This window comes from Streptomyces sp. NPDC051109, assembly GCF_044455885.1.
Classification (GTDB): Bacteria; Actinomycetota; Actinomycetes; order Streptomycetales; family Streptomycetaceae; genus Streptomyces.
Window position 1 is genome coordinate 57,934 of record NZ_JBITFF010000020.1, and the last position, 22,278, is coordinate 80,211.

General features: G+C 74.0%; 19 protein-coding genes. 6 read left to right on the top strand and 13 right to left on the bottom strand.

From position 1 onward, the window contains the following. Nucleotides 1-34 precede the first annotated feature (34 nt). A complete protein-coding gene (locus ACIBAD_RS29385) occupies nucleotides 35-607 on the top strand; it encodes a sigma-70 family RNA polymerase sigma factor (RefSeq protein WP_398909579.1) in 573 nt (190 codons plus the stop codon). Here the strand turns inward: ACIBAD_RS29385 and ACIBAD_RS29390 are convergent. The 7 genes from ACIBAD_RS29390 to ACIBAD_RS29420 all read right to left on the bottom strand — a co-directional run bounded on the left by ACIBAD_RS29390 (nucleotide 550) and on the right by ACIBAD_RS29420 (nucleotide 10,121). Beyond that, entirely contained in the window at nucleotides 550-3,363 is a 2,814-nt protein-coding gene (locus tag ACIBAD_RS29390) for an ATP-binding protein (protein WP_398909580.1), read from the bottom strand. The two genes, ACIBAD_RS29385 and ACIBAD_RS29390, sit on opposite strands and share 58 nt — an antisense overlap. Nucleotides 3,364-3,467: 104 nt before the next feature. Then, a complete protein-coding gene (locus ACIBAD_RS29395) occupies nucleotides 3,468-4,703 on the bottom strand; it encodes a histidine kinase (protein ID WP_134074612.1) in 1,236 nt (411 codons plus the stop codon). Then, the gene (locus ACIBAD_RS29400; RefSeq protein WP_398909583.1) at nucleotides 4,700-6,430 is read right to left on the bottom strand and encodes a cation acetate symporter; all 1,731 of its coding nucleotides are present in this window, start codon (nucleotides 6,428-6,430) and stop codon (nucleotides 4,700-4,702) included. The genes ACIBAD_RS29395 and ACIBAD_RS29400 overlap by 4 nt, the downstream gene beginning before the upstream one ends. A gap of 117 nt (nucleotides 6,431-6,547) precedes the next feature. After that, nucleotides 6,548-6,823 carry a hypothetical protein gene (locus tag ACIBAD_RS29405; RefSeq protein WP_134074611.1) on the bottom strand — a complete coding sequence of 92 codons (276 nt, stop codon included), beginning with the start codon at nucleotides 6,821-6,823 and terminating at the stop codon, nucleotides 6,548-6,550. Between the two features lie 199 nt (nucleotides 6,824-7,022). After that, nucleotides 7,023-7,907, bottom strand: coding sequence for a LytTR family transcriptional regulator DNA-binding domain-containing protein (locus ACIBAD_RS29410; protein ID WP_398909585.1), 885 nt, complete (start codon nucleotides 7,905-7,907; stop codon nucleotides 7,023-7,025). 120 nt (nucleotides 7,908-8,027) lie between these two features. Beyond that, nucleotides 8,028-8,972, bottom strand: coding sequence for an SCO0930 family lipoprotein (locus ACIBAD_RS29415; protein WP_398909672.1), 945 nt, complete (start codon nucleotides 8,970-8,972; stop codon nucleotides 8,028-8,030). A gap of 126 nt (nucleotides 8,973-9,098) precedes the next feature. After that, nucleotides 9,099-10,121, bottom strand: coding sequence for a GDSL-type esterase/lipase family protein (locus ACIBAD_RS29420; RefSeq protein ID WP_398909587.1), 1,023 nt, complete (start codon nucleotides 10,119-10,121; stop codon nucleotides 9,099-9,101). 332 nt (nucleotides 10,122-10,453) lie between these two features. Between ACIBAD_RS29420 and ACIBAD_RS29425 the strand changes: the two genes are divergently transcribed. Both ACIBAD_RS29425 and ACIBAD_RS29430 read left to right on the top strand, forming a co-directional pair. Further along, nucleotides 10,454-11,926, top strand: a complete 1,473-nt coding sequence (locus tag ACIBAD_RS29425; RefSeq protein ID WP_053693965.1) for an amino acid transporter — start codon at nucleotides 10,454-10,456, stop codon at nucleotides 11,924-11,926. A gap of 10 nt (nucleotides 11,927-11,936) precedes the next feature. Beyond that, complete coding sequence (locus ACIBAD_RS29430; protein WP_007262967.1) at nucleotides 11,937-12,392, top strand: Lrp/AsnC family transcriptional regulator; 456 nt, start codon at nucleotides 11,937-11,939, stop codon at nucleotides 12,390-12,392. Between the two features lie 80 nt (nucleotides 12,393-12,472). Here ACIBAD_RS29430 and ACIBAD_RS29435 read toward each other — a convergent pair whose 3' ends face one another. Together ACIBAD_RS29435 and ACIBAD_RS29440 are read right to left on the bottom strand one after the other, a co-directional pair. Further along, nucleotides 12,473-12,790: a WhiB family transcriptional regulator gene (locus ACIBAD_RS29435; protein WP_134074609.1), complete on the bottom strand. Its 318-nt coding sequence runs from the start codon at nucleotides 12,788-12,790 to the stop codon at nucleotides 12,473-12,475. A gap of 107 nt (nucleotides 12,791-12,897) precedes the next feature. Further along, nucleotides 12,898-13,614, bottom strand: coding sequence for a GNAT family N-acetyltransferase (locus ACIBAD_RS29440; protein ID WP_398909591.1), 717 nt, complete (start codon nucleotides 13,612-13,614; stop codon nucleotides 12,898-12,900). A 330-nt stretch (nucleotides 13,615-13,944) separates the two neighbouring features. Here ACIBAD_RS29440 and ACIBAD_RS29445 point away from each other — a divergent pair, with 330 nt between their 5' ends. Further along, nucleotides 13,945-14,745, top strand: coding sequence for a carbon-nitrogen hydrolase family protein (locus ACIBAD_RS29445; RefSeq protein WP_134074607.1), 801 nt, complete (start codon nucleotides 13,945-13,947; stop codon nucleotides 14,743-14,745). Nucleotides 14,746-14,796: 51 nt separating this feature from the next. Next, complete coding sequence (locus ACIBAD_RS29450) at nucleotides 14,797-16,509, top strand: flavin monoamine oxidase family protein (protein ID WP_398909593.1); 1,713 nt, start codon at nucleotides 14,797-14,799, stop codon at nucleotides 16,507-16,509. An 81-nt stretch (nucleotides 16,510-16,590) separates the two neighbouring features. Here ACIBAD_RS29450 and ACIBAD_RS29455 read toward each other — a convergent pair whose 3' ends face one another. The 3 genes from ACIBAD_RS29455 to ACIBAD_RS29465 form a co-directional block, all read right to left on the bottom strand. Then, complete coding sequence (locus ACIBAD_RS29455; RefSeq protein WP_398909595.1) at nucleotides 16,591-17,232, bottom strand: DUF5995 family protein; 642 nt, start codon at nucleotides 17,230-17,232, stop codon at nucleotides 16,591-16,593. 91 nt (nucleotides 17,233-17,323) lie between these two features. Beyond that, complete coding sequence (locus tag ACIBAD_RS29460) at nucleotides 17,324-18,748, bottom strand: solute carrier family 23 protein (protein WP_134074604.1); 1,425 nt, start codon at nucleotides 18,746-18,748, stop codon at nucleotides 17,324-17,326. Between the two features lie 85 nt (nucleotides 18,749-18,833). Further along, nucleotides 18,834-20,048 (bottom strand): MFS transporter, encoded by a 1,215-nt coding sequence (locus tag ACIBAD_RS29465; protein ID WP_398909598.1) that lies wholly within the window; start codon nucleotides 20,046-20,048, stop codon nucleotides 18,834-18,836. A gap of 55 nt (nucleotides 20,049-20,103) precedes the next feature. Between ACIBAD_RS29465 and ACIBAD_RS29470 the strand changes: the two genes are divergently transcribed. Further along, nucleotides 20,104-21,261: an ROK family transcriptional regulator gene (locus tag ACIBAD_RS29470; RefSeq protein ID WP_398909600.1), complete on the top strand. Its 1,158-nt coding sequence runs from the start codon at nucleotides 20,104-20,106 to the stop codon at nucleotides 21,259-21,261. Nucleotides 21,262-21,282: 21 nt separating this feature from the next. Here the strand turns inward: ACIBAD_RS29470 and ACIBAD_RS29475 are convergent, their stop codons facing one another. Further along, on the bottom strand, nucleotides 21,283-22,275 hold the full coding sequence (locus ACIBAD_RS29475; RefSeq protein ID WP_398909602.1) for a CorA family divalent cation transporter: 993 nt from the start codon (nucleotides 22,273-22,275) through the stop codon (nucleotides 21,283-21,285). Between the last annotated feature and the right edge of the window lie 3 nt (nucleotides 22,276-22,278).

The following is a 22,278-nucleotide window of genomic DNA, read 5'->3' on the forward strand; positions in this document are numbered from 1 at the left end:
ACGCTCAGGTCATCCGACCTGGAAGGGGCGCCCCGTGACCACGACCCTCTGCCGCCGCACCGACGCCCACGCCCTCGCGCGACTGCACAGCGAACACGGCAAGGCCCTCTACGGTTTCCTCCTCGGTCTCACCTTCGGCGACCGGCACCGCGCCGAGGACCTCCTGCAGGAGACCCTCTTCCGCGCCTGGAAACACCCCGAGGTCCTGGAGAGCGACCACGCCTCCATGCGGCCCTGGCTCTACACCGTCGGCCGGCGCCTCGCCATCGACGCCCGGCGGGCCCGCCGGGTGCGGCCCGCCGAGGTCGGGCCGGACGCGCTCGACGGTCACGCGCCCGTCGCCGACGACGGCACCGAGCGGGCCGTCACCGTCCTCGACGTCCGCGACGCGCTGGGATCGCTCAGCCCGGAGCACCGCGCGGTGCTCGTGCAGATCTACTTCCGCGGGGCATCGGTCGGCGAGGCCGCCGAGGCGCTCGGCGTCCCCGCCGGGACCGTCAAGTCCCGTACGTACTACGCCCTTCGGGCGCTGCGCGACGCCATGCCCGGCTACGGCCCGGGCCCCGGCGCCGGGCCCGGCTCCGACCCCGGGCGCCGCGCCGCCTGAGCGGCCACCGCCGCCCGCGAGCGGACCTGCAGTTTCGCCAGGATGTGCGAGACGTGCGTCTGGACCGTCCGTGCGGACAGGAACAGGGCGCTCGCGATCTCCGGGTTCGAGCGGCCCTGCGCGACGAGCAGGGCCACCCTTAGCTCCGCCGGGGTCAGCGCCTCCCACCCGTTGGCCGCCCGCCGCCGCGCCGAACGGCTGCCGCGCCGCACCCCCAGGCTCCGCAGCCGGGCGTCGGCCCGGGCGACGTCCCACCGCGCGCCCAGCTCCTCGTACGCGGCCACCGCACGCGTCAGCGCCGACCGCGCCGCCGCCAGATCGCCGTGCCAGGCCCGGGCCACCGCCAAGTCCTCCCACGCGTGGCCCAGCACCAGCGGCCGACCGACGCGCTCCGCCCGCTCCAGCGCCTGCGCCAGCAGCCGCGGGTCCTGCGCGAACAGGCCCTCGCAGCGCAGCAGCGCCAGCGCCGGGCCCGGGTACTCGGCGAGTGCCGCCGCAGTCCGCCCGCAGGCCGCCACCGCCGCCCGGGCCGTAGCCGTGTCCCCGCACTCCAGGGCCAGCCGGACGATCTCCGACAGCATCCAGGGGCGTTCGTACGTCCTCGCCTCGTCCGGCCCGTCCGCCAGCGCCGGAAGCAGCTCGCGCACCGCGTCGGCCGGCCGGCCCGCCCGCTCCGCCAGCAGGGCCCGGGCCAGCCGTACGTGCCCGCTGTAGCGGCGGGCCGCCGGCGCCGCGAACGCGGCCGGCGGGAGCAGGGCGAGCTCGGCCCGCGCCGCCTCGCGCTCGTCGCGGTGGCCCCGCACGAGCGCCCGCAGTCCGTGCACCACCACCGGGAGCCAGCCGTCCGAGACGGGCAGCCCGTCCGCCCGCGCCACCCCGGCGAGCGCGGCGTCCCAGTCGCCGAGCCGGTAGTGGAACTCGGCGAGCAGGACCTCGGTCACCGCCAGCCGCCCCGTCGAGCGGGTGGCGAGAGCCAGCTCCCGCGCCTCGCGCAGCGCCGCCTCGACGGGCTCCGGCTCGTCGAACTGCCCATGGCCCTCGGCCTGGTTGGCCAGGAGCAGCAGCCGCATGTCGTTGGCCTCGGGGCCGCGCCGGGCCCAGGCGATCCCCTCGGCGACATGGCGCAGCGACTCCCGGCCGCGGCCCAGGTGGAACAGGGCGAAGGCCATCGCGTGGTGGGCTTCCGCCCCGCACAGCGGATCGCCCAGCCGGGCCGCCTCCGCCACCACCGGGACGGCCAGGACACGGGCCTGCGCCGGGCTGCCCCGTTCGGCCAGGGCCAGGACCCGGCAGGCCTCCAGCCGCAGCCGGAGCGCGGGGGAGGGGACCGGTTCCGCCAGCGCGTCCTCGGTGACGGCCAGCGCCCGGCCCATGTCCCCCTCGATCATCAGCGCCGACACCAGCTTGAAGGCCAGTGCCGCGCGGGCCCCGGGATCCGCGGCCCGCCGGTGGAGGGTGGTCAGCAGCTCCGCCGACTCGGGGCGGCGCAGCATCAGGGCGGCGTCCGCGAGGCTCCCCTCCAGGGCGTCCCGGTCCGCGCGCCCCGCCTGGCCGACGGCCCGCTCCAGCAGTTCGGCGGCCGCGCCCGGTGCCGCCGCGATCAGGGCCTGGGCCGAGTCCGCCAGCCACTCCACCGCCCAGCGGTCCAAGGCTCCGCCGGCCAGCAGCTGTTCGGCGGTCCGGGCCGGATCGCGGCCGGCCCCGGCGAGGGCCAGGGCCGCCTCCTGGTGCAGGGCGGAGCGGGCCGGCCGGGGCAGTTCGGCGTACAGGGCACGGCGCAGCGCGGGTTGCCGGAAGCGCAGCTGCTCGCCGGCGTCCTCCAGCAGCCCGGCGAGCAGCGGCTCCTCCAGCTCGGCCAGCACCTCGCGGGCGGGCCTGGCCTGTACGAGGGCCAGCTCGCGCGGTGTGAAGGCCGGCCCGAGCAGGGCGGCGTGCCGCAGGGTGGTGTAGGCGGCGCGCGACAGGTAGCCGAGGCCCCGGCGGAGGGAGTCGGGAGGCTCGGGCAACTCCTCCTCCGAAACGGTCAGTTCGGCGGTGCCGGCGGTGACCTCGATGGCCCCGGACCAGTGTGCGGCCAGCTCGTGCAGGAGACGGGGGTTGCCGCCCGCCTGGTCGGCGGCCCGGCGCAGGCCCGGGCCCGGGGGTGCGCCCAGCCGCCCGTGGAGGAGCTCGGCCGACTCGGGCCCGTCCAGCGGCTCCAGCCGTACGGTGTGCCCGCCCGGGCCGGCGCCCAGCTCGGCGCACAGCTGCTCCACCTCGGGGCGCCGGGGCAGCGGTCTTCGGGTCGCCGCCAGCAGCAGCGGCAGCCGGTCCGCCGTCCGGCCCAGGCGCCGCCACAGCGCCAGGCTGGCCGGGTCCGCCCAGTGCAGGTCGTCCAGCACCAGCAGCAGCGGGCCCCGCGCACACCACCCCTCGACCCCGGACACCAGCAGGTCCATGGCGGCGAGCCATGCCCCGCCGGGCCGCTCCGCCTCCCGGGCCTCCCGGAGCAGGGAGACCACGGCCGTCCGGTCGGCGCCGTCGGGGTGCAGGCAGTCCAGTGCGGCCCGCAGCGGCAGCTCCGCGGTGAAGGGGTCGGCGGCCCCGTAGCGCACCCGGCAGCCCAGCGCGGCCGCCTCGGCCAGCGCCTCGCGCACGTGCGCCGTCCGGCCCGCGCCGGGCTCGCCCTCCACGACCAGGCGGCCACCGAGGCCCCGCGCACCGCCGCGCACCCAGTCCCGTAACTCCTCGCGCCGCTGTTCCCGCCCGACCCGCACCTCGGCGAACCTCCCAGACCGTCCCCCGGCTGCCGCCGGGGGAGCCCTGGCAGTCGGTCCGCGCTCGGGGGTGTCTCGGCCAGGATGGCACGCCCGGGGCCCGGTCAGTACCGGCGCGGCTGCTGTCCCGGTCCCGAACTGTGCACGCCCGCACGGTACTTGGGTATCCGCAGGGAGATCTTCATGCCCGCGCCCACCCCCGTCTCGATCACCGGGCCGTACGCGTCCCCGTACACCTGCCGGATCCGCTCGTCCACGTTCGTCAGCCCGATGCCCGAGGAGGATCCGCCGTGCTCGCCGGCCAGGATCCGGCGCAGCACGGCCGGATCCATGCCGACCCCGTTGTCCTCGATGGTGATCACGGCCTCCGCGCCCGCGTCCCGGGCGGTGATGGTGATCAGGCACTCCTCGGTGGAGTCCTCCAGCCCGTGCTTGACGGCGTTCTCCACGAGCGGCTGGAGGCACAGGAAGGGCAGCGCCACCGGCAGCACTTCGGGCGCCACCTGGAGGGTCACCTTCAACCGGTCCCCGAACCGGGCCCCGGCCAGGGCCAGGTACTGCTCGATGGACCGCAGCTCCTCGGCGAGCGTGGTGAACTCCCCGTGCCGCCGGAAGGAGTAGCGCGTGAAGTCGGCGAACTCCAGCAGCAGGTCCCGCGCCCGCTCCGGGTCGGTGCGGACGAACGAGGCGATCGCGGCGAGGGAGTTGAAGATGAAGTGCGGGGAGATCTGCGCGCGCAGCGCCTTGATCTCCGCCTCCATCAGGCGGGTGCGCGAGCGGTCCAGCTCGGAGAGCTCCAGCTGGACGGAGACCCAGCGGGCCACCTCCGTCGCGGCCCGCACCAGCACCGCCGACTCCCGTGAACCGTAGGCCACGAGCGCGCCGAGCACCCCGTCCTCGCCGGTGAGCGGGGCGAACACCGCCCATTTCAGCGGACAGTCGGGGCGGGTGCACTCCGTCCGCACGCTCATGCTGCGGCCGGAGTCCAGCATGACGGCGACGCGGGCCATCGCCCGCCGCTCGTGGTGGTCGGCGCCCGGCCCGTCCCAGGCCAGCACGGAATGCCGGTCGGTGAGGCACAGCGCCTCCGTGCCCAGCAGCGAGCGCAGGCGTTTCGCGGCCTTGCGGGCGGCGTCCTCGGTGAGCCCGGCCCGCAGCGGGGGAGCGGCCAGCGAGGCGGTGTGCAGGGTGTGGAAGGTGGCCCGCTCCACGGGGGTGCCGAGGGCCGGCCCACTCGCCCGTTCGCCGCGCCGGGCGTGCCACCGGCCGCCAGCCCAGCCCAGGCCCAGCAGCAGGGCCGCGCCCGCCACGGCGAGGGCCGCGAGCACCGCTCCGGTCATGGAGCACCGCCCGCGCCGGCCCCGGTCACGCTCTCCGGCAGGTGCAGCCGGGCCAGCGTGGCCGCCGTCCCCGCCGGTATCCGCGAACGCGTGGCCAGCGACACGAGCACCATCGTCAGGAATCCCAGCGGTACCGACCACGCCGCCGGCCACGCCATCAGCGTGTGCACCCACCCCGCGGGGGGCAGCCCCGCGCGGGTCGCCAGCACCGCGCCCAGCGCCGCCCCGCCCCCGACGACCAGCCCGGCCACGGCGCCCGGCGGGGTCAGCCGGCGCCACCAGATGCCCAGCACCAGCAGCGGGCAGAACGACGAGGCCGACACCGCGAAGGCCAGCCCCACCGCGTCCGCCACCGGGACGTCCGTCAGCAGCATGCTCCCGCCCAGCGGCACCAGCATCGCCACCAGCACCGCGATCCGGAACGTCCGCACCCCGCGCCTCGCCAGGACGTCCTGGTGCAGCACCCCGGCGACCGCCATGGTCAGCCCCGAAGCCGTCGACAGGAACGCCGCGAACGCGCCCCCGGCCACCAGCGCCCCCAGCAGATCGCCGAGCACCCCGCCCACCATCCGATCCGGCAGCACCAGCACCGCCGCGTCCGCGTCCCCGGTGAGGGCGAGTTCCGGGGCGTACGTCCGGCCGAGCACCCCGTACACCGGCGGCAGCAGGTAGAAGAAGCCGAGCAGGCCGAGCACCACCAGCGTGGTGCGCCGCGCGTCGCGGCCGTTCGGGCTCGTGTAGAAGCGCACCGCCACGTGGGGCAGGCCCATCGTGCCGAGGAAGGTGGCCAGCACCAGCCCGTACGTCGCGTACAGGCCGAGCGCCGGCCGGTCCCCGTCCATCGGCTCGGACCAGCGGGCGGTGTCCCGCCCGGATTTCGCCCGGGTCTGCGGAACCCGGGTGTCCGGGGCGAACTCCAGCCGCGCCTTGGCCCGTACGGAGTGCTCCCCGGGCTCCAGCGTCAGCGGGGCGGCCGTATGGCTGCGTCCGTCGACCTGCCCGGTGACCTTCACCGCCAGCGGCGCGTCCAGCGAGAGCCGTACGTCCTCGGCGAGCGTGACGGCGGTGTGCTCGCGGAAGACCGCCGGGGCGTCGAAGGAGGCGCGCGGCGCGCCGTCCCCGGCCCAGGCGGCGAGCAGGAAGAGGGCGGGCACCAGCAGCGCGGTGAGCTTGAGCCAGTACTGGAAGGCCTGCACGAAGGTGATGCTCCGCATCCCGCCGGCCGCGACGGCCGCGGTGACCACGAACGCGACGACCACCCCGCCCACCCAGTGCGGGGCCCCGGTCAGGATCTCCAGGGTCAGCCCGGCGCCCTGGAGCTGCGGCAGCAGGTACAGCCAGCCCACCCCCACCACGAACAGCACCGCGACCCGGCGCACCGCCTGCGACTCCAGCCGGGCCTCGGCGAAGTCGGGCAGCGTGTACGCCCCCGAGCGCCGCAGCGGGGCCGCCACCAGCGCCAGCAGCACCAGGTATCCGGCGGTGTAGCCGACCGGGTACCAGAGCATCTCGGGCCCCTGGAGCAGCACCAGCCCGGCCACCCCGAGGAAGGAGGCCGCGGAGAGGTACTCCCCGCTGATCGCCGCCGCGTTGAGCCGGGGCCCCACCGTCCGCGAGGCGACGTAGAAGTCGGAGGTGGTCCGCGATATCCGCAGCCCCAGCGCGCCGACCAGCACCGTGACCAGGACGACGACGGTGACGGCGGTCAGCGCGTACGCCTGGTTCAAGGCTCGGTCCTCATCGCCCGGGGGAGGGGGTACCGGAGTCTACGCACGCCACCGGACCCCGCAACAGACGCGAACCGGGCCGATCCCGCCCCTCCCACCGGCCGAAAAGGGGGTGTGTCAGAGGGCGGGGTCGCGGTGTTCGGCGCAGTCGCGCAGGGCGATCTCCAGTTCCACGTACGAGTCTTCGGCGCGGCGGAAGGCCAGCGTCAGCGCCGCCTCCGCACGGGGCGGGAGCTGCCGGCGGACGCCCTCGTTGGCCTCGTACAGGACGTCGGCCCAGCGGGCGGCGGCGCTGCGCAGCCGGGCGAGCAGGAGCTCGGCCTCGGCGGGGCCGGCGGGCGCGGTCCGGGGCAGTTCGGCGAGGGCGTCGAGCAGCGCCTGGATCTCGGCCATGCCCTACCCCCCAGCTCGTTCCCGGCGGCTCCACCATAGGTCCGGTGCCGGTCGGCGGCGGGCGGCGGGGGCCGCCCTGCGACCGACGGCAGGCGCGGGGCGCCGTACGTCCCGTTCGGTGCGACGAACGGCGCACGGGCACGCCGGACGGTCGGCGGCCGCCCAGGCGGTCTCTTGCGGACGTTGCCTGACCCGCCCCCTAGCCGGTCGCCTGGCGCATCAGCAGGTCCCGCAGCTGGCGGGCGTGGCGCCGGCTGACCTGGAGCTCGGCGGACCCGACCCGGACGCTGGTGGTGCCGGCGTCCATCCGGAGCTCGTCGATCCGGCCGAGGGCCACCAGGTGGCGGCGGTGGATGCGGACGAACCCGCGGACCGCCCAGCGCTCCTCCAGCGTGGAGAGCGGGATGCGGACGAGGTGGCTGCCCTCGTCGGTGTGCAGCCGGGCGTAGTCGCCCTGGGCTTCGACGTACGCGATGTCGGCGATCGCCACGAACCGGGTGACGCCGCCCAGCTCGACGGCGATCTGGTCCGCGGTGCGGTCGGCGGCGTTGAGCTCGGGGGCGGGCCGGCGCTGCGGCGGGACGGAGTGGCCATGGGGGCCGGAGGGGCCGGGGAGACCGGGCTGGCCGGCCGGCGCGGGCCGACCGGCGGTCCCGGCCGGTTCCGCGGTCCCGGGAGGCTGCGCGGCGCTCCGGCCCAGCTGGGCGCAGGCCCGCCGGACGGCTTCGGCCAGCCGCTCCGGGCGGACCGGCTTGAGCACGTAGTCCACGGCCTTCAGGTCGAAGGCCTGGACGGCGAACCCCTCGTGGGCGGTGACGAACACGATCAGCGGCGGCCGCGCGAACCCGGCCAGCAGCCGGGCGATGTCGAGGCCGGTCAGCCCCGCCATGTGGATGTCGAGGAAGACGACGTCGATGCCGTCGGGCCCCTCGGGCCCGGACTCGAGGGCCCGGGTGATCCGCCGCAAGGCCTCCGTGGCGTCCGAGGCGCCCTCGGCGCTCAGCACCCGGGGGTCGGAGCCCAGCAGGTAGAGGAGCTCCTCAAGGAGCGGCTTCTCGTCGTCGACGGCCAGTACGCGCAGCATGCGGTGGAGTGTAGGGAGGAGCGCGCCAAGGCGGAACGGTGCGCGGCCCGCCTGCCCGGGGGGAGAGGGGCAGGGGGCCGCGCGGTTCCGGGTGTGGGGGATGCGGGGAGGGGCGGTGGATCAGGAGGTGGTGATCAGCTTGCCGTCGGGGGCCACCGCGTACCAGGTGCCGCCGACGCCCTGGCCGTTGACGTCGCCGGCCTTCTTGTCACCCGAGAAGGTGTAGACGGGCCAGCAGTCGATGGCCTGCTGCTTCTTGCCGTCGGGGCGGTCCAGGACCGAGTAGCCCTTCTCCACGATGCCCTTGGCGTTGGCCTTGTCCACCGGGGGCACCACCGGCCACTTGGCCACGCAGTCGCCGGTGCAGTTGGAGGCCATCGGCCAGGCGGTGTCCTTCTTGAACCGGTAGACGGTCATGCCGTTGCCGTCGACGATGTGCTCGCCCAGCTTGGGGTCCTTGGCCACGGTCAGCGCGCCGGCGGCCTCGCCCGCACCGGCCGGCGCGGCGGCCGCCTTCGCGGCCTTCTTGCCGTCGGGGGCGAAGGCGAACCAGGTCCCGCCGACACCCTGCCCGTTGGTCTCGCCCGCCTTGGTGTCCTTGCTGTACCGGTACACCGGCCAGCCGGCCACCGTCAGCTGCTTGCTGCCGTCGGTGCGCACGACCTCGCCCAGCAGCGCCGGGTCCATGCCCGCGGCGGCGGTGGCGTCACCGGCCGGTACGACGGGCCAGGTCTTCGCGCAGTCCCCCTCGCAGTTGGACTTCGGCGGCTTGGCGGTGTCCTTGTCGAAGCGGTAGAGGGTGAAGCCGGCGCTGTCGGCGAGGAGGGAGCCGATCTGCTCGTTCTGGGCGACCGCCAGCTGCCCGGCGCCCTTGGAATCGGCACCGGCGGCGGCGGTTCCCGCGCCGTAGTCGGAGCCGTAGTCGCCGGCGCCGGAGGCGGGAGCCTGGGACGCGGCCCCGGCCGGCTTCGCGTCGCCCGCCGTGTCGTCCCCTCCGCAGGCGGTCGCCGTCAGGGCGACGACGACTGCGACGGCGGCCAGGGTGGTTCCGCGCTTGATGCCCATCTTGATCTCTCCCACGTGTGGTGTCTCCGTGTCCGCCGCCCGTCTGCGCGGTGCGTCGGCAACTGTGCTCAGGACACGCCCTGTCGGGGTCGATCTGTTCAAGCGGATTCCTGTGGGCTGTTTCACTCACCCGGGACCGAACCCGGAGCGCCGCAGAGCCGTGACCACAGCGAGGCCCAGGACCTGGTGTCCGGAGTCGTTGGGGTGCAGACCGTCCGCCAGGTGCTCCGGACCCAGCAGGTCGCGGCCCGGCAGCAGGGCCAGGCGGTCGTCCCCGGCGGCGATCCGGTCGCGGGTGGCCCGCTCCATCGCATCGCGCAGGGCCCCCAGGGTGGCCCCGAGCCGGTTCGGGGTGCGCTCGGCGTCGGGCCGCAGTACGGGGGAGACCAGCAGCAGCGGGGTACGCGGGTGCCCGTGGCGGACCAGGTCGAGGAACGCCCGGGTGGTCTCGTACAGCAGGGGCGCCGAAAAGGGCACGCGGGACCAGCAGTTGGTGCCGAACGCGAGGGTGAGGACATCGGCGGGCAGGCCGGCGATCTGCTCGGCGGTGGCGAGCTCCCCGCGGGCGGCGCCCGCGTACCCGAGGTTGACCGTGTCCCAGCCCAGGGCCCGCCCGGCGACCGCGGGCCAGCCGTGGGCGGGCCGGGTCGACCACCAGCCCTCGGTGATCGAATCGCCGTGCACCACCCAGCGCGGGCCGGCCGGGGCCGGGGCCACGGCGCCGCCGATCCCGCGCAGGCCCAGGATCAGCGGGGACTGCGCCTCCGGCGGGTGGAGGGTGAACGGGCCGGTCCCGCCGGGCAGTTCGATCCGTACGACGGCCTCCGCGGCCGGGTCGGTCCAGACCTCGCGGACCACCCCGTGCCGGTCCCACAGGGCGAAGCCGTGCGCGAGGTCGCGCAGCGCGTCGGTCGGGCCGGGCACGGTCGCCCGGTAGCGGATCTCCACGGCGTGCGCCGCGTGCGCCGTGAACTCCAGACGCACCCCTATCGGCAGGGTGGCCCGCTCCCCGGTGTCCCAGGGCAGCCGCGCGCCGTCCTCCGGGTCGGCCCGGACCGGGCGCCCCTTGTCCAGCCAGGCGACCCCGCGCAGGAAGGGCCCCGGGTCCAGCCAGTGCGGGGTGGTGCTCTCGGCGTTCACGGTGCTCACGGCGCGCCTCCGGTCGTGGGTCCCGGCGGCATGCTCCGGGAGATCTGACGAGGTGTCAACGATGGAGACAAAGGGGACGTACGCACTGATCGATCATCCGTGCGCAACAAAGGACCCTCCAGGACAGATCCGCGCAACGATCGTGCGGCAATGTGCAAGGATGGTGCATTACGGGCGGTATCACTCAGCTCGTAGGCTCACTCGCTGTACGTGGAGTGGCGCGGACCGCCTGCTCGGCGGTCCCCCATGCCCAGGCTCCTTGTCTGTGTCCTGCCCCGGACCGCTGCGGTCGATGCCTCAGTCCCCATCCGCAGTGTCAAAGGAGTCCCCTCGTGCTCGAAACCGGCCAGGCGCCACCGCTCACCTCCGAGCCCCGCAAGCCTGTGAACCCTCTGCTGCGCCGCAAGCCGGTCGAGCAGATGGTCGCCGAGGGCGGCCAGGGCGAGGGCGGAACCCTGCGCCGCTCGCTCACCATGTGGCAGCTGACCATGATCAGCATCGGCGCCACCCTGGGCACCGGCATCTTCGTCGTCCTCGGCGAGGCGGCCCCCAAGGCCGGCCCGGCCGTCACGATCTCCTTCATCATCGCGGGCCTCACCGCCCTCTTCTCGGCCCTCTCCTACGCGGAGCTGGCCGGATCGGTGCCGGTCTCCGGCTCCTCGTACTCGTACTCCTACGCCACCATGGGCGAATTCATCGCCTGGGTCTGCGGCTGGTGCCTGGTCCTGGAGTACGCCGTCTCGGTCTCGGCCGTCGCCGTCGGCTGGGGCCAGTACCTCAACGAGCTCCTCGACGGGACCATAGGCGTCACGCTCCCCGAGAAGCTCTCCGCCGCCCCGCTGGGCGACGGCGGCTTCATCAACCTGCCCTCCCTGGTCGTCGTCCTGCTCGCCATGGTCTTCCTGCTCCGCGGGGCCAAGGAGAGCGCCCGGATCAACACGATCATGGTCGTCGTGAAGATCGTCACGCTGGTGCTCTTCATCGGCATCGGCGTCATGGGCATCAAGTCCGGCAACTACGCCCCGCTGGCCCCGCTCGGCGTCACCGGCATCAGCGCCGCGGCCTCCACGCTCTTCTTCTCGTACATCGGCTTCGACGCCGCCTCCACCGCCGGTGAGGAAGCCAAGAACCCGAAGAAGGACCTGCCCCGCGCGATCATGCTCTCGCTGGGCATCGTCACCGTCCTGTACTGCCTCGTCGCCTTCGTCGCCGTCGGCGCCATGCCGTGGCAGGACTTCGAGGGCACCGAGGCCGCGCTGGCGCAGATCATGACCAACGTCACCGGTGACTCCTTCTGGGGCGTCGTCCTCGCCGCCGGCGCGGTCGTCGCCATCGCCTCCGTCGTCTTCGCCGTCCTCTACGGCCAGACCCGCATCCTCTTCGCGATGTCCCGCGACGGCCTCGTCCCCAAGGTCTTCGCCAAGGTCGACGAGAAGACCGGCGCCCCGCGCGCCAACGTGGTGATCGTCTCCCTGTTCTGCGGCGCGCTCGCGGCGTTCGTCCCCCTGGGTGAGCTGGCCAACGCGACCAGCATCGGCACTCTCTTCGCCTTCGCCCTCGTCAACGTCGCCGTCGTGATCCTGCGCCGGACCAAGCCGGACATGCCGCGCACCTTCAAGGTGGCGCTGTTCCCGGTCACGCCCATCCTCGGCTTCCTCGCCTGCGGCTACATGATGTACAGCCTGCCCACCGCGACATGGGTCGCTTTCGGTGTCTGGATGGCCGTCGGCCTCGTGGTGTACTTCCTGTACGGCATCCGCCGCTCCCGACTGGCCACGGCAGAAGTGGCCACAGCAGAAATGTGATCCACCCGCAGTGCGACTGAACGATCTCGACGAACGCATCGTGCACGCCCTCGCCGAGGATGCCCGCCGCTCCTACGCCGACATCGGCTCCGAGGTCGGACTATCGGCCCCGGCCGTGAAGCGTCGCGTGGACCGGCTGCGGGCCGAGGGGGCCATCACGGGCTTCACCGTCCGCGTCGACCCCGCCGCCATGGGCTGGGAGACCGAGGGCTTCATAGAGATCTACTGCCGCCACAACACCTCGCCGGACGACATCCGGCGAGGGCTGGAGCGGTACCCCGAGGTGGTGTCCGCCTCGACCGTCACCGGCGACGCGGACGCCCTCGTCCAGGTCTTCGCCTCCGACATGCGCCACTTCGAGCGCGTACTGGAGCGCATCGCGGGCGAGCCGTTCGTGGAGCGCACGAAGTCGGTGCTGGTCCTGTCCCCGCTGCTGCGCCGCTTCACCTCCGGCGCCCCGGCCTGAGCCGTACGCCCCCGGACACCGCTGCGCCCCGGCATCCCGATGCCGGGGCGCAGCCGCGTCCGGCGTCCCGCGGGCCGCGTTCAGCGGTGCCCGGCGCTCACGCGGGCCGCGCCCGTGCGGCGGCCGGACGGCGCGAGCAGGTCCCGGCGCTCCTCCTCCGTCAGCCCGCCCCACACCCCGAAGGGCTCACGGGTCTGCAGCGCGTGCTCCAGGCACGCGGCACGCACCGGGCAGACGGCACACACCCGCTTCGCGGCCTCGTCGCGGTCCTCCCGCTCCTCGCCCCGCTCACCGGCCGGATGGTAGAAGCGGCCCGGTCCCAGATTCCGGCAGGCGGCACGCAGCTGCCACTGCCAGTGATGGCCGGCGGCACCGGGCAGGCGTGAGACGTCGTTCATCGCAGGTCCTTTCGGTCCTTTCATTTCCATGGGATGTCCACGCGTGTGACCACTCCGCGGCCCGTGAAACCTGCCTCCGGGTCACTCCTGCCGTACGAGGCCCTGCATCAGGCCGTCGCGTCCGGGGTGCGGACGCCCATGAAGTACGGGCGGCGGCGGAGGGTGAAGCCCATCGACTCGTAGAGGGCCACGGCACCGGTGTTGTCCGCCGCCGCGTGCAGGAACGGGCGGTCGCCGCGTTCCACGACCTCCGCGGCCACCGCACGGATCAGGCGGCCGGCCAGGCCGCGGCCCCGGTGGTCCGGGTGCGTGCACACCGCGCTGATCTCCGACCAGCCCCGCGGGCGCATCCGTTCCCCCGCCATCGCGACGAGCCGGCCCTCGTGCCGGATCCCGAGGTACGTGCCCAGCTCGACGGTGCGCCGCGCGAACGGCCCCGGCTTCGTGAGCTCGACCAGCTCCAGCATCTCCGGTACGTCGGCCGCCCCCAGGAGGACCGCCTCGGGCGCGGCCTCGGCCCGTACCGCACCGCCGTCCAGCTGCACGCCCGGTATCGAGTTCTCCGTCGTCCACCCCGCGGGCGGGGTCGGCAGGCCGGTGATCCAGACCGTCTGGCCGGGCCCGGCCAGCGCCGCCAGATCCGCCCAGGCCTCGGGGTCCTCCGGGTCCGCGAGCGCGACGAACGGCGAGGTGTCGGCGACGTAGCGAGCCGCCAGACCCCGGGGCCCGGTCTCGGCGAAGGCGCTGCTCGGGCCGCTCAGCGCGGCCCAGACCGGATTGTCGAGAACGTGGACCGAGGTGGCCGTGTCGATGTCGGGCGCCATGGGGTGGGAGACTCCTTCTGCGGGTGACGACGGTCGTGCGGGTACTGCGGGTACTGCGGGTACTGCGGGTACTGCGGGTCCTGCGGGACATGCGGATCGTGCGGGTCATGAGCGTCAGCATCCGGCGCGGCCGGGTTTATGCCCGGTCGAACCGGCAGGCCACGCGACCTGCGGCAGGGGACGAACGGCCCTGCGCAACGAATCTCCGTCCGGGCCGCGAAACGCGCAACGAATCGATGCGCGGAGCGCAACAGTCATGGCTTGTCGGCGTCGAACGGGTGAACGTACCTTCAATAGGACCCACTCCCCTCCTGCCACAGAGGTACGCCCATGCCCCCGCTGCGCACCGCCCTCCTCCAGAGCTCCGGACGGCTCGGCGACACCGCCGAGAACCTGAAGGCGCTCGACGGGGCCGCGGAAAGCGCCGCACGGGCGGGTGCCGGGCTCCTCGTGACCTCGGAGATGTTCCTGACCGGCTACGCGCTGGAGGTCCAGGACATCGCCGCCCTCGCCGAGGCCGCCGACGGCATGTCGGCCCGCGCCATCGGCGAGATCGCCCGCCGCCACGGCGTCGCCGTCCTGTACGGCTACCCCGAGCGCGAGGGCGACACCGTCTACAACGCGGCCCAGCTCATCGGCCCCGACGGGACCCGGCTCGCGAACTACCGCAAGACCCACCTCTTCGGCTGCTTCGAGCAGGACGCCTTCACCCCCGGCGACACCCCCGTCGTCCAGGCGGAGCTGAACGGCCTCCGCATCGGCATCATGATCTGCTACGACGTGGAGTTCCCGGAGAACGTCCGGGCCCACGCCCTGGCCGGCACCGACCTCCTCCTGGTGCCGACCGCGCAGATGCACCCGTTCCAGTTCGTCGCCGAACAGCTCGTCCCCGTACGGGCCTTCGAGAACCAGATGTACATCGCGTACGTCAACCGCACCGGTCCGGAAGGCGAGTTCGAGTTCGTCGGACTCAGCTGCCTGGCGAGCCCCGACGGGGCGACCCGCACCCGGGCCGGGCGCGGCGAGGAGCTGGTGATCGGCGAGGCCGATCCCGAGCTGCTGCGCGCGTCGCGCGAGACCAACCCGTACCTGCGCGACCGCCGCCCCGGGCTCTACGCCTCCCTCGTCTGAGCCCCGCCAGCGCCCTCCCCCCTGCCCCACCCCCGCAAGGAGCCGTACCCCATGACGTCCACGGTGCCCACCACCGCCGTCCCGCACAGCGACGGACAGCCGCCGATCACCATGTTCGGCCCGGACTTCCCGTACGCGTACGACGACTTCCTCGCCCACCCCGCGGGCCTGGGCCAGATCCCGGCGACGGAGTTCGGCACCGAGGTCGCCGTCATCGGCGGCGGCCTGTCGGGCATCATCTCCGCGTACGAGCTCATGAAGATGGGCCTCAAGCCCGTCGTCTACGAGGCGGACCAGATCGGCGGCCGGCTGCGCACCGTCGGCTTCGAGGGCGCCGGCACCGAGGGTCTGACGGCGGAGATGGGCGCCATGCGCTTCCCGCCGTCCTCCACCGCGCTCCAGCACTACATCGACCTCGTCGGCCTGGTCACCGAGCCGTTCCCGAACCCGCTCGCCGAGGCCACCCCTTCGACGGTCGTGGACCTCAAGGGCGAGACCCACTACGCCGAGACCATCGCCGACCTCCCGCAGGTCTACCGCGACGTGTCGGCCGCGTGGAACGCGTGCCTCGACGAGGGCGCCGACTTCTCGGACATGAACCAGGCGATGCGCGAGCGGGACGTCCCGCGCATCCGCGAGATCTGGGCCAAGCTCGTCGAGAAGCTCGACGACGAGACCTTCTACGGCTTCCTCTGCAAGTCCGAGGCCTTCCAGTCCTTCCGCAAGCGCGAGATCTTCGGCCAGGTCGGCTTCGGCACGGGCGGCTGGGACACCGACTTCCCGAACTCCATCCTGGAGATCCTGCGCGTCGTCTACACCGAGGCGGACGACCACCACCGCGGCATCGTCGGCGGCTCGCAGCAGCTGCCGCTGCGCCTGTGGGAGCGCGAGCCCGAGAAGATCGTCCACTGGGCGCCGGGCACTTCGCTGTCCTCCCTGCACGAGGGCGCCCCGCGCCCGGCGGTGACCCGCCTGCACCGCACGGCCGGCAACCGCATCACGGTCACCGACGCCTCCGGCGACATCCGTACGTACCGTGCCGCGATCTTCACGGCGCAGTCCTGGATGCTCCTGTCGAAGATCGAGTGCGACGACACGCTCTTCCCGATCGACCACTGGACGGCGATCGAGCGCACCCACTACATGGAGTCGTCCAAGCTCTTCATCCCCGTCGACCGGCCGTTCTGGCTGGACAAGGCCGTCGACGACGCAGGGAATCCGACGGGCCGCGACGTCATGTCGATGACCCTGACGGACCGCATGACCCGCGGTACGTACCTCCTGGACAACGGCCCGGACCAGCCGGCCGTCATCTGCCTCTCGTACACGTGGTGCGACGACAGCCTGAAGTGGCTGCCGCTGTCCGCGAACGAGCGGATGGAGGTCATGCTGAAGTCCCTCGGCGAGATCTACCCGAAGGTCGACATCCGCCGCCACATCATCGGCAACCCGGTGACCGTGTCCTGGGAGAACGAGCCCTACTTCATGGGCGCGTTCAAGGCCAACCTGCCGGGCCACTACCGCTACCAGCGGCGCCTGTTCACCCACTTCATGCAGGACCGCCTCCCCGAGGACAAGCGCGGCATCTTCCTCGCGGGCGACGACATCTCCTGGACGGCGGGCTGGGCCGAGGGCGCGGTCCAGACGGCGCTGAACGCGGTCTGGGGCGTCATGCACCACCTCGGCGGCTCCACGGACGCCACCAACCCCGGCCCGGGCGACCTCTACGACGAGATAGCCCCGGTCGAACTCCCGGAGGACTGACCCACCCGGTCGCTCCGGCCCCATGACCACGGGCCGCCCCCGCGCCACGAGCGCGGCGGCGGCCCGTACTCATGCGCCCGCTCAGGAGGTCGGGGTCAGGAGGCAGCGGCCCACCAGGCCCACGCCGGCGTCCAGGGAGTCCGTGAACTCCTCGGCCAGGTCGGGGGAGCGGCGCAGGGTCCACAGGAGGCGGGCCGCCGACCAGGCGGCGCCGCGGGCGCGGTCCAGGCTCCAGGAGCCGAGCAGGTGGGTCAGCGGATCCGCGATCTCCAGCAGGTCCGGGCCCGGCATCAGGTCCTCGCGGATGTGCTCCTCCAGGGAGACCAGGGTGTCGCCGACCCGGTCGAAGTCCGCCTCCAAGGCCCCGGGTTCGCAGTCCAGGGCCCGGCAGGTGGCCACCACCGCCAGTGCCAGGTCGTGCCCGATGTGCGCGTTGATCCCGGCCAGCGCGTGCTGCAGCGGCCGGACCCCGGGATGGCGGCGGTACTGGAGGAGCGGGCGCCAGCAGGCCGGGGCCCGGTCCGCTTCCACCGCCGTCAGGTACCGCTCCGCGAACCGCACGCTCAGCGCCTCCGCCCGCCGCGGCGCGGGGAACTCCCCGTCGGAGATGCGCGCGTGCAGCGTCTCCGTCACCGTCAGGTACACCCGGTTGAAGACGGCGACACCGTCCTGCGCGGGGAGCCGCTCGTCCAGGGCGCGCATCCGCGCGAGTACCGCTTCCATGGGTGGCAGCGTCGCAGCCGGCGGTGCGGATCCGGGGAACTTGGCCGTGTGCTTCGCCGGTTCGGGCGAACCCCGACCGCTCGCCGGGCCGTCAGGAGCGGGTGTCCCGGGCGGCTTCGCCCCCGCCCGCGTCCTCGTCCCCGTCGCCGGTGTCGTACGCCGACGTGCCCGAGTCGAGCAGCGGCTCCTGCTGCTTCAGGTGCGCGGGCGCGAAGTACCGCAGCGTGTGGTAGCCCGTGATCACCACGATCGTGCCGAGCGCGATACCGCCCAGCTCGAAGCTGTCCGTGAACTGCAGCTTCACCCCGCCGATGCCGATGATGATGCCCGCCGCGGCCGGCACCAGGTTCAGCGGATTGCGCAGGTCCACCCCGCCGTTGATCCAGATCTGCGCGCCGAGCAGGCCGATCATCCCGTACAGGATGACGGTGATGCCGCCGAGCACCCCGCCGGGGATCGCGGCGACGACCGCGCCGAACTTCGGGCACAGTCCGAAGAGCAGCGCGAACCCGGCGGCCGCCCAGTAGGCCGCCGTCGAGTAGACGCGGGTGGCCGCCATCACGCCGATGTTCTCGGAGTACGTGGTGTTCGGCGGGCCGCCCACCGCCGTGGACAGCATCGAGGCGGCGCCGTCGGCCGCGATCGCGGTGCCGAGCGTGTCGTCGAGCGGGTCGCCGGTCATCTCGCCGACCGCCTTGATGTGCCCGGCGTTCTCGGCGATCAGGGCGATCACCACGGGCAGCGCGATCAGGATCGCCGACCACTCGAACTGCGGCGCGTGGAAGGACGGCAGCCCGATCCAGTCCGCCTTGCCGACCCCGGAGAGGTCGAGCCGCCAGTGGTCGACCGCCTCCGTCCCGCCCACCGTCGAGTGGATCTTGCCGAAGAGCAGGTCGAGGACCCAGGAGACGGCGTACCCGAAGACCAGCCCGAGGAAGATCGCGATCCGCGACCAGAACCCCCGCAGGCAGACCACGGCCAGCCCCGTGAACAGCATGGTCAGCAGCGCCGTCCACTGGTCCTGCGGCCAGTACGTCGAGGCCGTCACCGGCGCCAGGTTGAAGCCGATCAGCATCACCACCGCGCCCGTCACCACCGGCGGCATCGCCGCGTGGATGATCCGTGCGCCGAAGCGCTGCACGGCGAGCCCGGCCAGGAACAGCGCCACGCCGACCACGAACACCGCGCCCGTGACGACCGCGCTGTCCCCGCCGCCCGCCCGGATCGCCGCCGCGACGCCCACGAAGGAGAGGGAGCAGCCCAGGTAGGAGGGCACGCGCCCGCGCGTGGCCAGCAGGAAGATGGCCGTCGCGACACCCGACATCATGATGGCCAGGTTCGGGTCCAGGCCCATCAGGACCGGCGCGACGAAGCTCGCCCCGAACATCGCCACGACGTGCTGGGCGCCGAGCCCGGCGGTCCGCGGCCACGACAGCCGCTCGTCCGGCCGCACCACCGCTCCGGGGGCGGGGGTCCGCCCGTCTCCGTGCAGGGTCCAGCGCACGCCGAGGCCCATGTCTCCACCACTTCCGTCGAACCGGACGACACCGATTGATCAAACATGCCGGCCGCCGGGGCATGCCCCGGCGGCCGGCGCCATTTTACGGCCGGACACCTGCGGGTTCGTCCCGGTCCGCGGGCAGGGAACCCGCCGTCACCGGCTTCTGCCGCAGTACGGCGGCCCCCGCGACCAGCGCGAACGCGAGCAGGGTGACCAGCCCGAAGGACACCACGAGCGAGGTCGCGTCCGCCACCGCGCCGATCGCCGACGGTGCGATCAGCCCCGAGGTGTACGTGATCGTCGCGACGCCCGCGATGGCCTGCGCGGGGGCCGGCCCGCTGCGCGCGGCGGCCGCGAAGGCCAGCGGGACCACCACCGCGATGCCGAGCCCGATCAGGCCGAAGCCCGCGATCGCCACCGCCGGATCCCCGGCCGTCACCACGAGGACCCCGCCCGCGGTGGCCAGCACCCCGCCCGCCCGGACCGTGCGCACCGCCCCGAACCGGTCCACCACCCGGTCCCCGGCGAGCCGGGCGAGCGCCATGGTGAGCGCGAACGCGGTGGTGCAGGCGGCCGCGAGGCCGGCGTCCGTGTCGAGTACGTCCCGCAGGTAGACCGCGGACCAGTCCATGCTCGCGCCCTCCGCGAAGACCGCGCAGAACCCGATCGCGCCGATCAGCAGTGCGGACTTCGGGGGCAGCGCGAAGTGCGGCGGGGCCTGTGCCCCCGCGGCGCTGCGCAGATCGAGCACCCCCCGAACGGCGATCAGCCCGGCCACGGTCAGGGCGAGTGCGGCGACGAGGTGGTGCAGCCGGGCGTCGGCTCCTGCGTGCGCGGCGACCGTGCCGGCCGCCGAACCGATCAGCGCGCCCACGCTCCACATGCCGTGCAGCGAGGACATGATCGAGCGGCCGAGCCGGTTCTCGGTCTCCACGCCCAGCGCGTTCATCGCCACGTCCGCCATCCCGGCGGTCGCCCCGTAGACGAACAGGGCGAAGCAGAGGGTGGCCAGGTTCGGGGCGAGGCTCGGCAGGATCAGGGACAGGGTCCACAGCACCAGCAGCCCGCGCAGCGCGGCGCGGGCCCCGAAGCGGTGGTTGATCCGGCCGGCCAGCGGCATCGCGACCGCCGCGCCCAGGGCGGGGAAGGCGAGGGCGAGGCCCAGGGTGCCCGCGCTGAGCTGGGCGTGGTCCTGGATCCAGGGGATGCGGGTGGCGAAGGAGCCGGTGACGGCCCCGTGGGTGCAGAAGACGGCGGCGATGGCGAAGCGGGCATGGCGCAGGCGCGCCGGGCTGAGGTCTGTTTCCCCTGTCATGGAATTAAACTATCAGGGACCCTGCCTGATAGTTAGTGTGCCGGAGCTACCTAAGATGGGCGCCGTGATTCCTGCCAAGGCCCTGACCCCCGCCGCTCCGTCGCCCGCGTCGCCGAGCACCGCCCGGGCCATCAACGACCGCCTGGCCCTGCGATTCCTGCAGGAGGAGGGGCCGCTGACCGCCACTCAGCTCAAGGCGATGACCGGCCTGTCCCGTCCCTCGGTCGCCGACCTCGTCGAGCGGCTCACCGACGCCGGGCTGATCGAGGTGGTGGGGGAGTCGGGCGAGCAGCGCCGAGGCCCCAACGCCCGGCTGTACGGGATCGTCGCCCGCCGCGCGTACCTGGCCGCCCTGGACGTACGGACGGACAGCGCGACGGCGGTGGTCGCGGACCTGCTCGGCCGCCCGCTGGCCCGGGCCGCGCTCCCGGTGGACGCCGTCGACGAGGCCGTGACCCGGCTGGAGGCCCTCGCCCGGGAGGCCGGCGCCGACCGGCTGCACACCGTGGTCGTCGGCGCCCCCGGGCTGGTGGCCGCCGCCGGGGAGCTGCGCAGCACCGTCGGGCTGCCCGCCTGGCACCGGGACCTGGTGGCGGCCCTCCAGCGGCGGCTGCCGGCCACCGTGGCCGTGGAGAACGAGACCAACCTCGCGGCCCTCGCCGAACAGCGGGTCGGCGCGGCGCAGGACCTGGAATCCTTCGTACTGCTGTGGCTCGGCGCGGGCGTCGGCGCGGCGGTCGTACTGGACGGGCGCCTGCGCCGCGGAGCCTCCGGCGGCGCGGGCGAGATCGGCTTCCTCCCGGTGCCCGGCACGGGCCGGCTGCCCTCCGCCACGGACTGCGGCGGCGGCTTCCACGCACTGGTGGGCCGGGACGCCGTGGCCGCGCTCGCTGCGGAGCACGGCTACGCCGGGCCGGTCGAGGAGGCGGTGGCGGGCGCCGCGGGCGAAGCGTTCCTGGAGGCCCTGGCCCAGCGGCTCGCCCTGGGCGCGGCCGCCGTCGCGGCCGTCCTGGACCCGGGGTGCCTGGTCCTGGCCGGCGAACTCGGCCACGCGGGCGGCGCCGGCCTGGCGGCCGCCGTCGCCGGCCGGCTGGCGGGGCTGACCCCCGTGCCGATGGAGGTCCGCGCCACCGCGCTCGGCGACCCGGCGGTCCTCACGGGCGCCCGCCTGGCCGCCCGCGAAGCCGCCCAGGCGGACCTCTTCGCCCCGTAGGCCGGCGGGCCGCGACGCGGTCTAGCGGTCGTCGTCGAACCCCTCGTCGTCGTGCAGCCTCCGCCAGATGCGGGTGCGGTGCAGTACGTACAGCGCGACGACCAGGAACACGACCTGCAGGCCCACCGCGAGCAGCCAGAAGACGGCGCCGCTCTCCAGCTCGTCCGTCAGGTACGCGAAGTTCATGCCGAAGAACCCCGTCACGAAGGTCAGCGGCAGGAAGATCGTCGAGACGATCGCCAGACGGTTGATCACACCGTTCTGCTCGCCGGACACCAGGGAGGAGTAGGTGCTGAAGCCCCGCCGGGCGGCCTCCTGGAGTGCCTCGATCTCCGTGAGGACCTGCCTCGACATGCGCTGGTACTCACGGGCGAGCCGCTGGCGCTCCTCCGGGAAGTTGCGGTTCAGCACCCGGCGGGTGAGGGTCTCCTCCGCCGCCTCGTGGTACGGGAGGAGCGTGTGGTGCAGGAGCGCCGCGGTCCGGCGCAGCCGCGCCAGGCGGTAGAGCTGCTCCGGCTCCCGCTGCCGGAACATCTCGTCCTCCAGGTCCTCCACCTCCAGGAGGGCCTGGACGGCGGCCCGTCGATAGGTCTCCACGGCCTCGCCGAGCAACAGGAACAGCATGGCCACGGCGTCGGGCGGCCTTTCGTGCGGGAAGCGGGCGATGAGGCTCTCGACCAGCCCGGCCGGTCCCCGGTGCACCGTGACCAGGTACCGCTCGGTGGCCACGACGTGGAGGTGGACGACCTCGCCCGCCTCGATCGCGGGGACGACGAACGCGGCGCTGTCACCGAGGAACTCGGCGCGGGCGGACTCCCGCTCCCCGCCGAGCCACGCCAGGTCGTCGGCCTCCAGGCCGAGCAGGTGGGCGACCGGCTGCTCCCCGGGCGGGGCCACCTCGGGCAGCTCCGCGTCCACGAGCAGGAAACGGGATTCCGCGAGTCGCTCACGGGCCTCCGACACAGGGGTGCGCCGCGCGACGCCCTCCGGCATGGACACCACCGAAACGATCATCGC

Bases quoted from the DNA above. Each gene is read 5' to 3' on its own strand.
- ACIBAD_RS29395 (WP_134074612.1), bottom strand. From the start codon at position 4,703: ATGACCGGAGCGGTGCTCGCGGCCCTCGCCGTGGCGGGCGCGGCCCTG.
- ACIBAD_RS29445 (WP_134074607.1), top strand. From the start codon at position 13,945: ATGCCCCCGCTGCGCACCGCCCTCCTCCAGAGCTCCGGACGGCTCGGC.
- ACIBAD_RS29455 (WP_398909595.1), bottom strand. From the start codon at position 17,232: ATGGAAGCGGTACTCGCGCGGATGCGCGCCCTGGACGAGCGGCTCCCC.
- ACIBAD_RS29475 (WP_398909602.1), bottom strand. From the start codon at position 22,275: ATGATCGTTTCGGTGGTGTCCATGCCGGAGGGCGTCGCGCGGCGCACC.
- ACIBAD_RS29415 (WP_398909672.1), bottom strand. From the start codon at position 8,972: ATGGGCATCAAGCGCGGAACCACCCTGGCCGCCGTCGCAGTCGTCGTC.
- ACIBAD_RS29460 (WP_134074604.1), bottom strand. From the start codon at position 18,748: ATGGGCCTCGGCGTGCGCTGGACCCTGCACGGAGACGGGCGGACCCCC.
- ACIBAD_RS29465 (WP_398909598.1), bottom strand. From the start codon at position 20,048: ATGACAGGGGAAACAGACCTCAGCCCGGCGCGCCTGCGCCATGCCCGC.
- ACIBAD_RS29435 (WP_134074609.1), bottom strand. From the start codon at position 12,790: ATGAACGACGTCTCACGCCTGCCCGGTGCCGCCGGCCATCACTGGCAG.
- ACIBAD_RS29405 (WP_134074611.1), bottom strand. From the start codon at position 6,823: ATGGCCGAGATCCAGGCGCTGCTCGACGCCCTCGCCGAACTGCCCCGG.
- ACIBAD_RS29440 (WP_398909591.1), bottom strand. From the start codon at position 13,614: ATGGCGCCCGACATCGACACGGCCACCTCGGTCCACGTTCTCGACAAT.
- ACIBAD_RS29470 (WP_398909600.1), top strand. From the start codon at position 20,104: ATGGGCGCCGTGATTCCTGCCAAGGCCCTGACCCCCGCCGCTCCGTCG.
- ACIBAD_RS29410 (WP_398909585.1), bottom strand. From the start codon at position 7,907: ATGCTGCGCGTACTGGCCGTCGACGACGAGAAGCCGCTCCTTGAGGAG.
- ACIBAD_RS29450 (WP_398909593.1), top strand. From the start codon at position 14,797: ATGACGTCCACGGTGCCCACCACCGCCGTCCCGCACAGCGACGGACAG.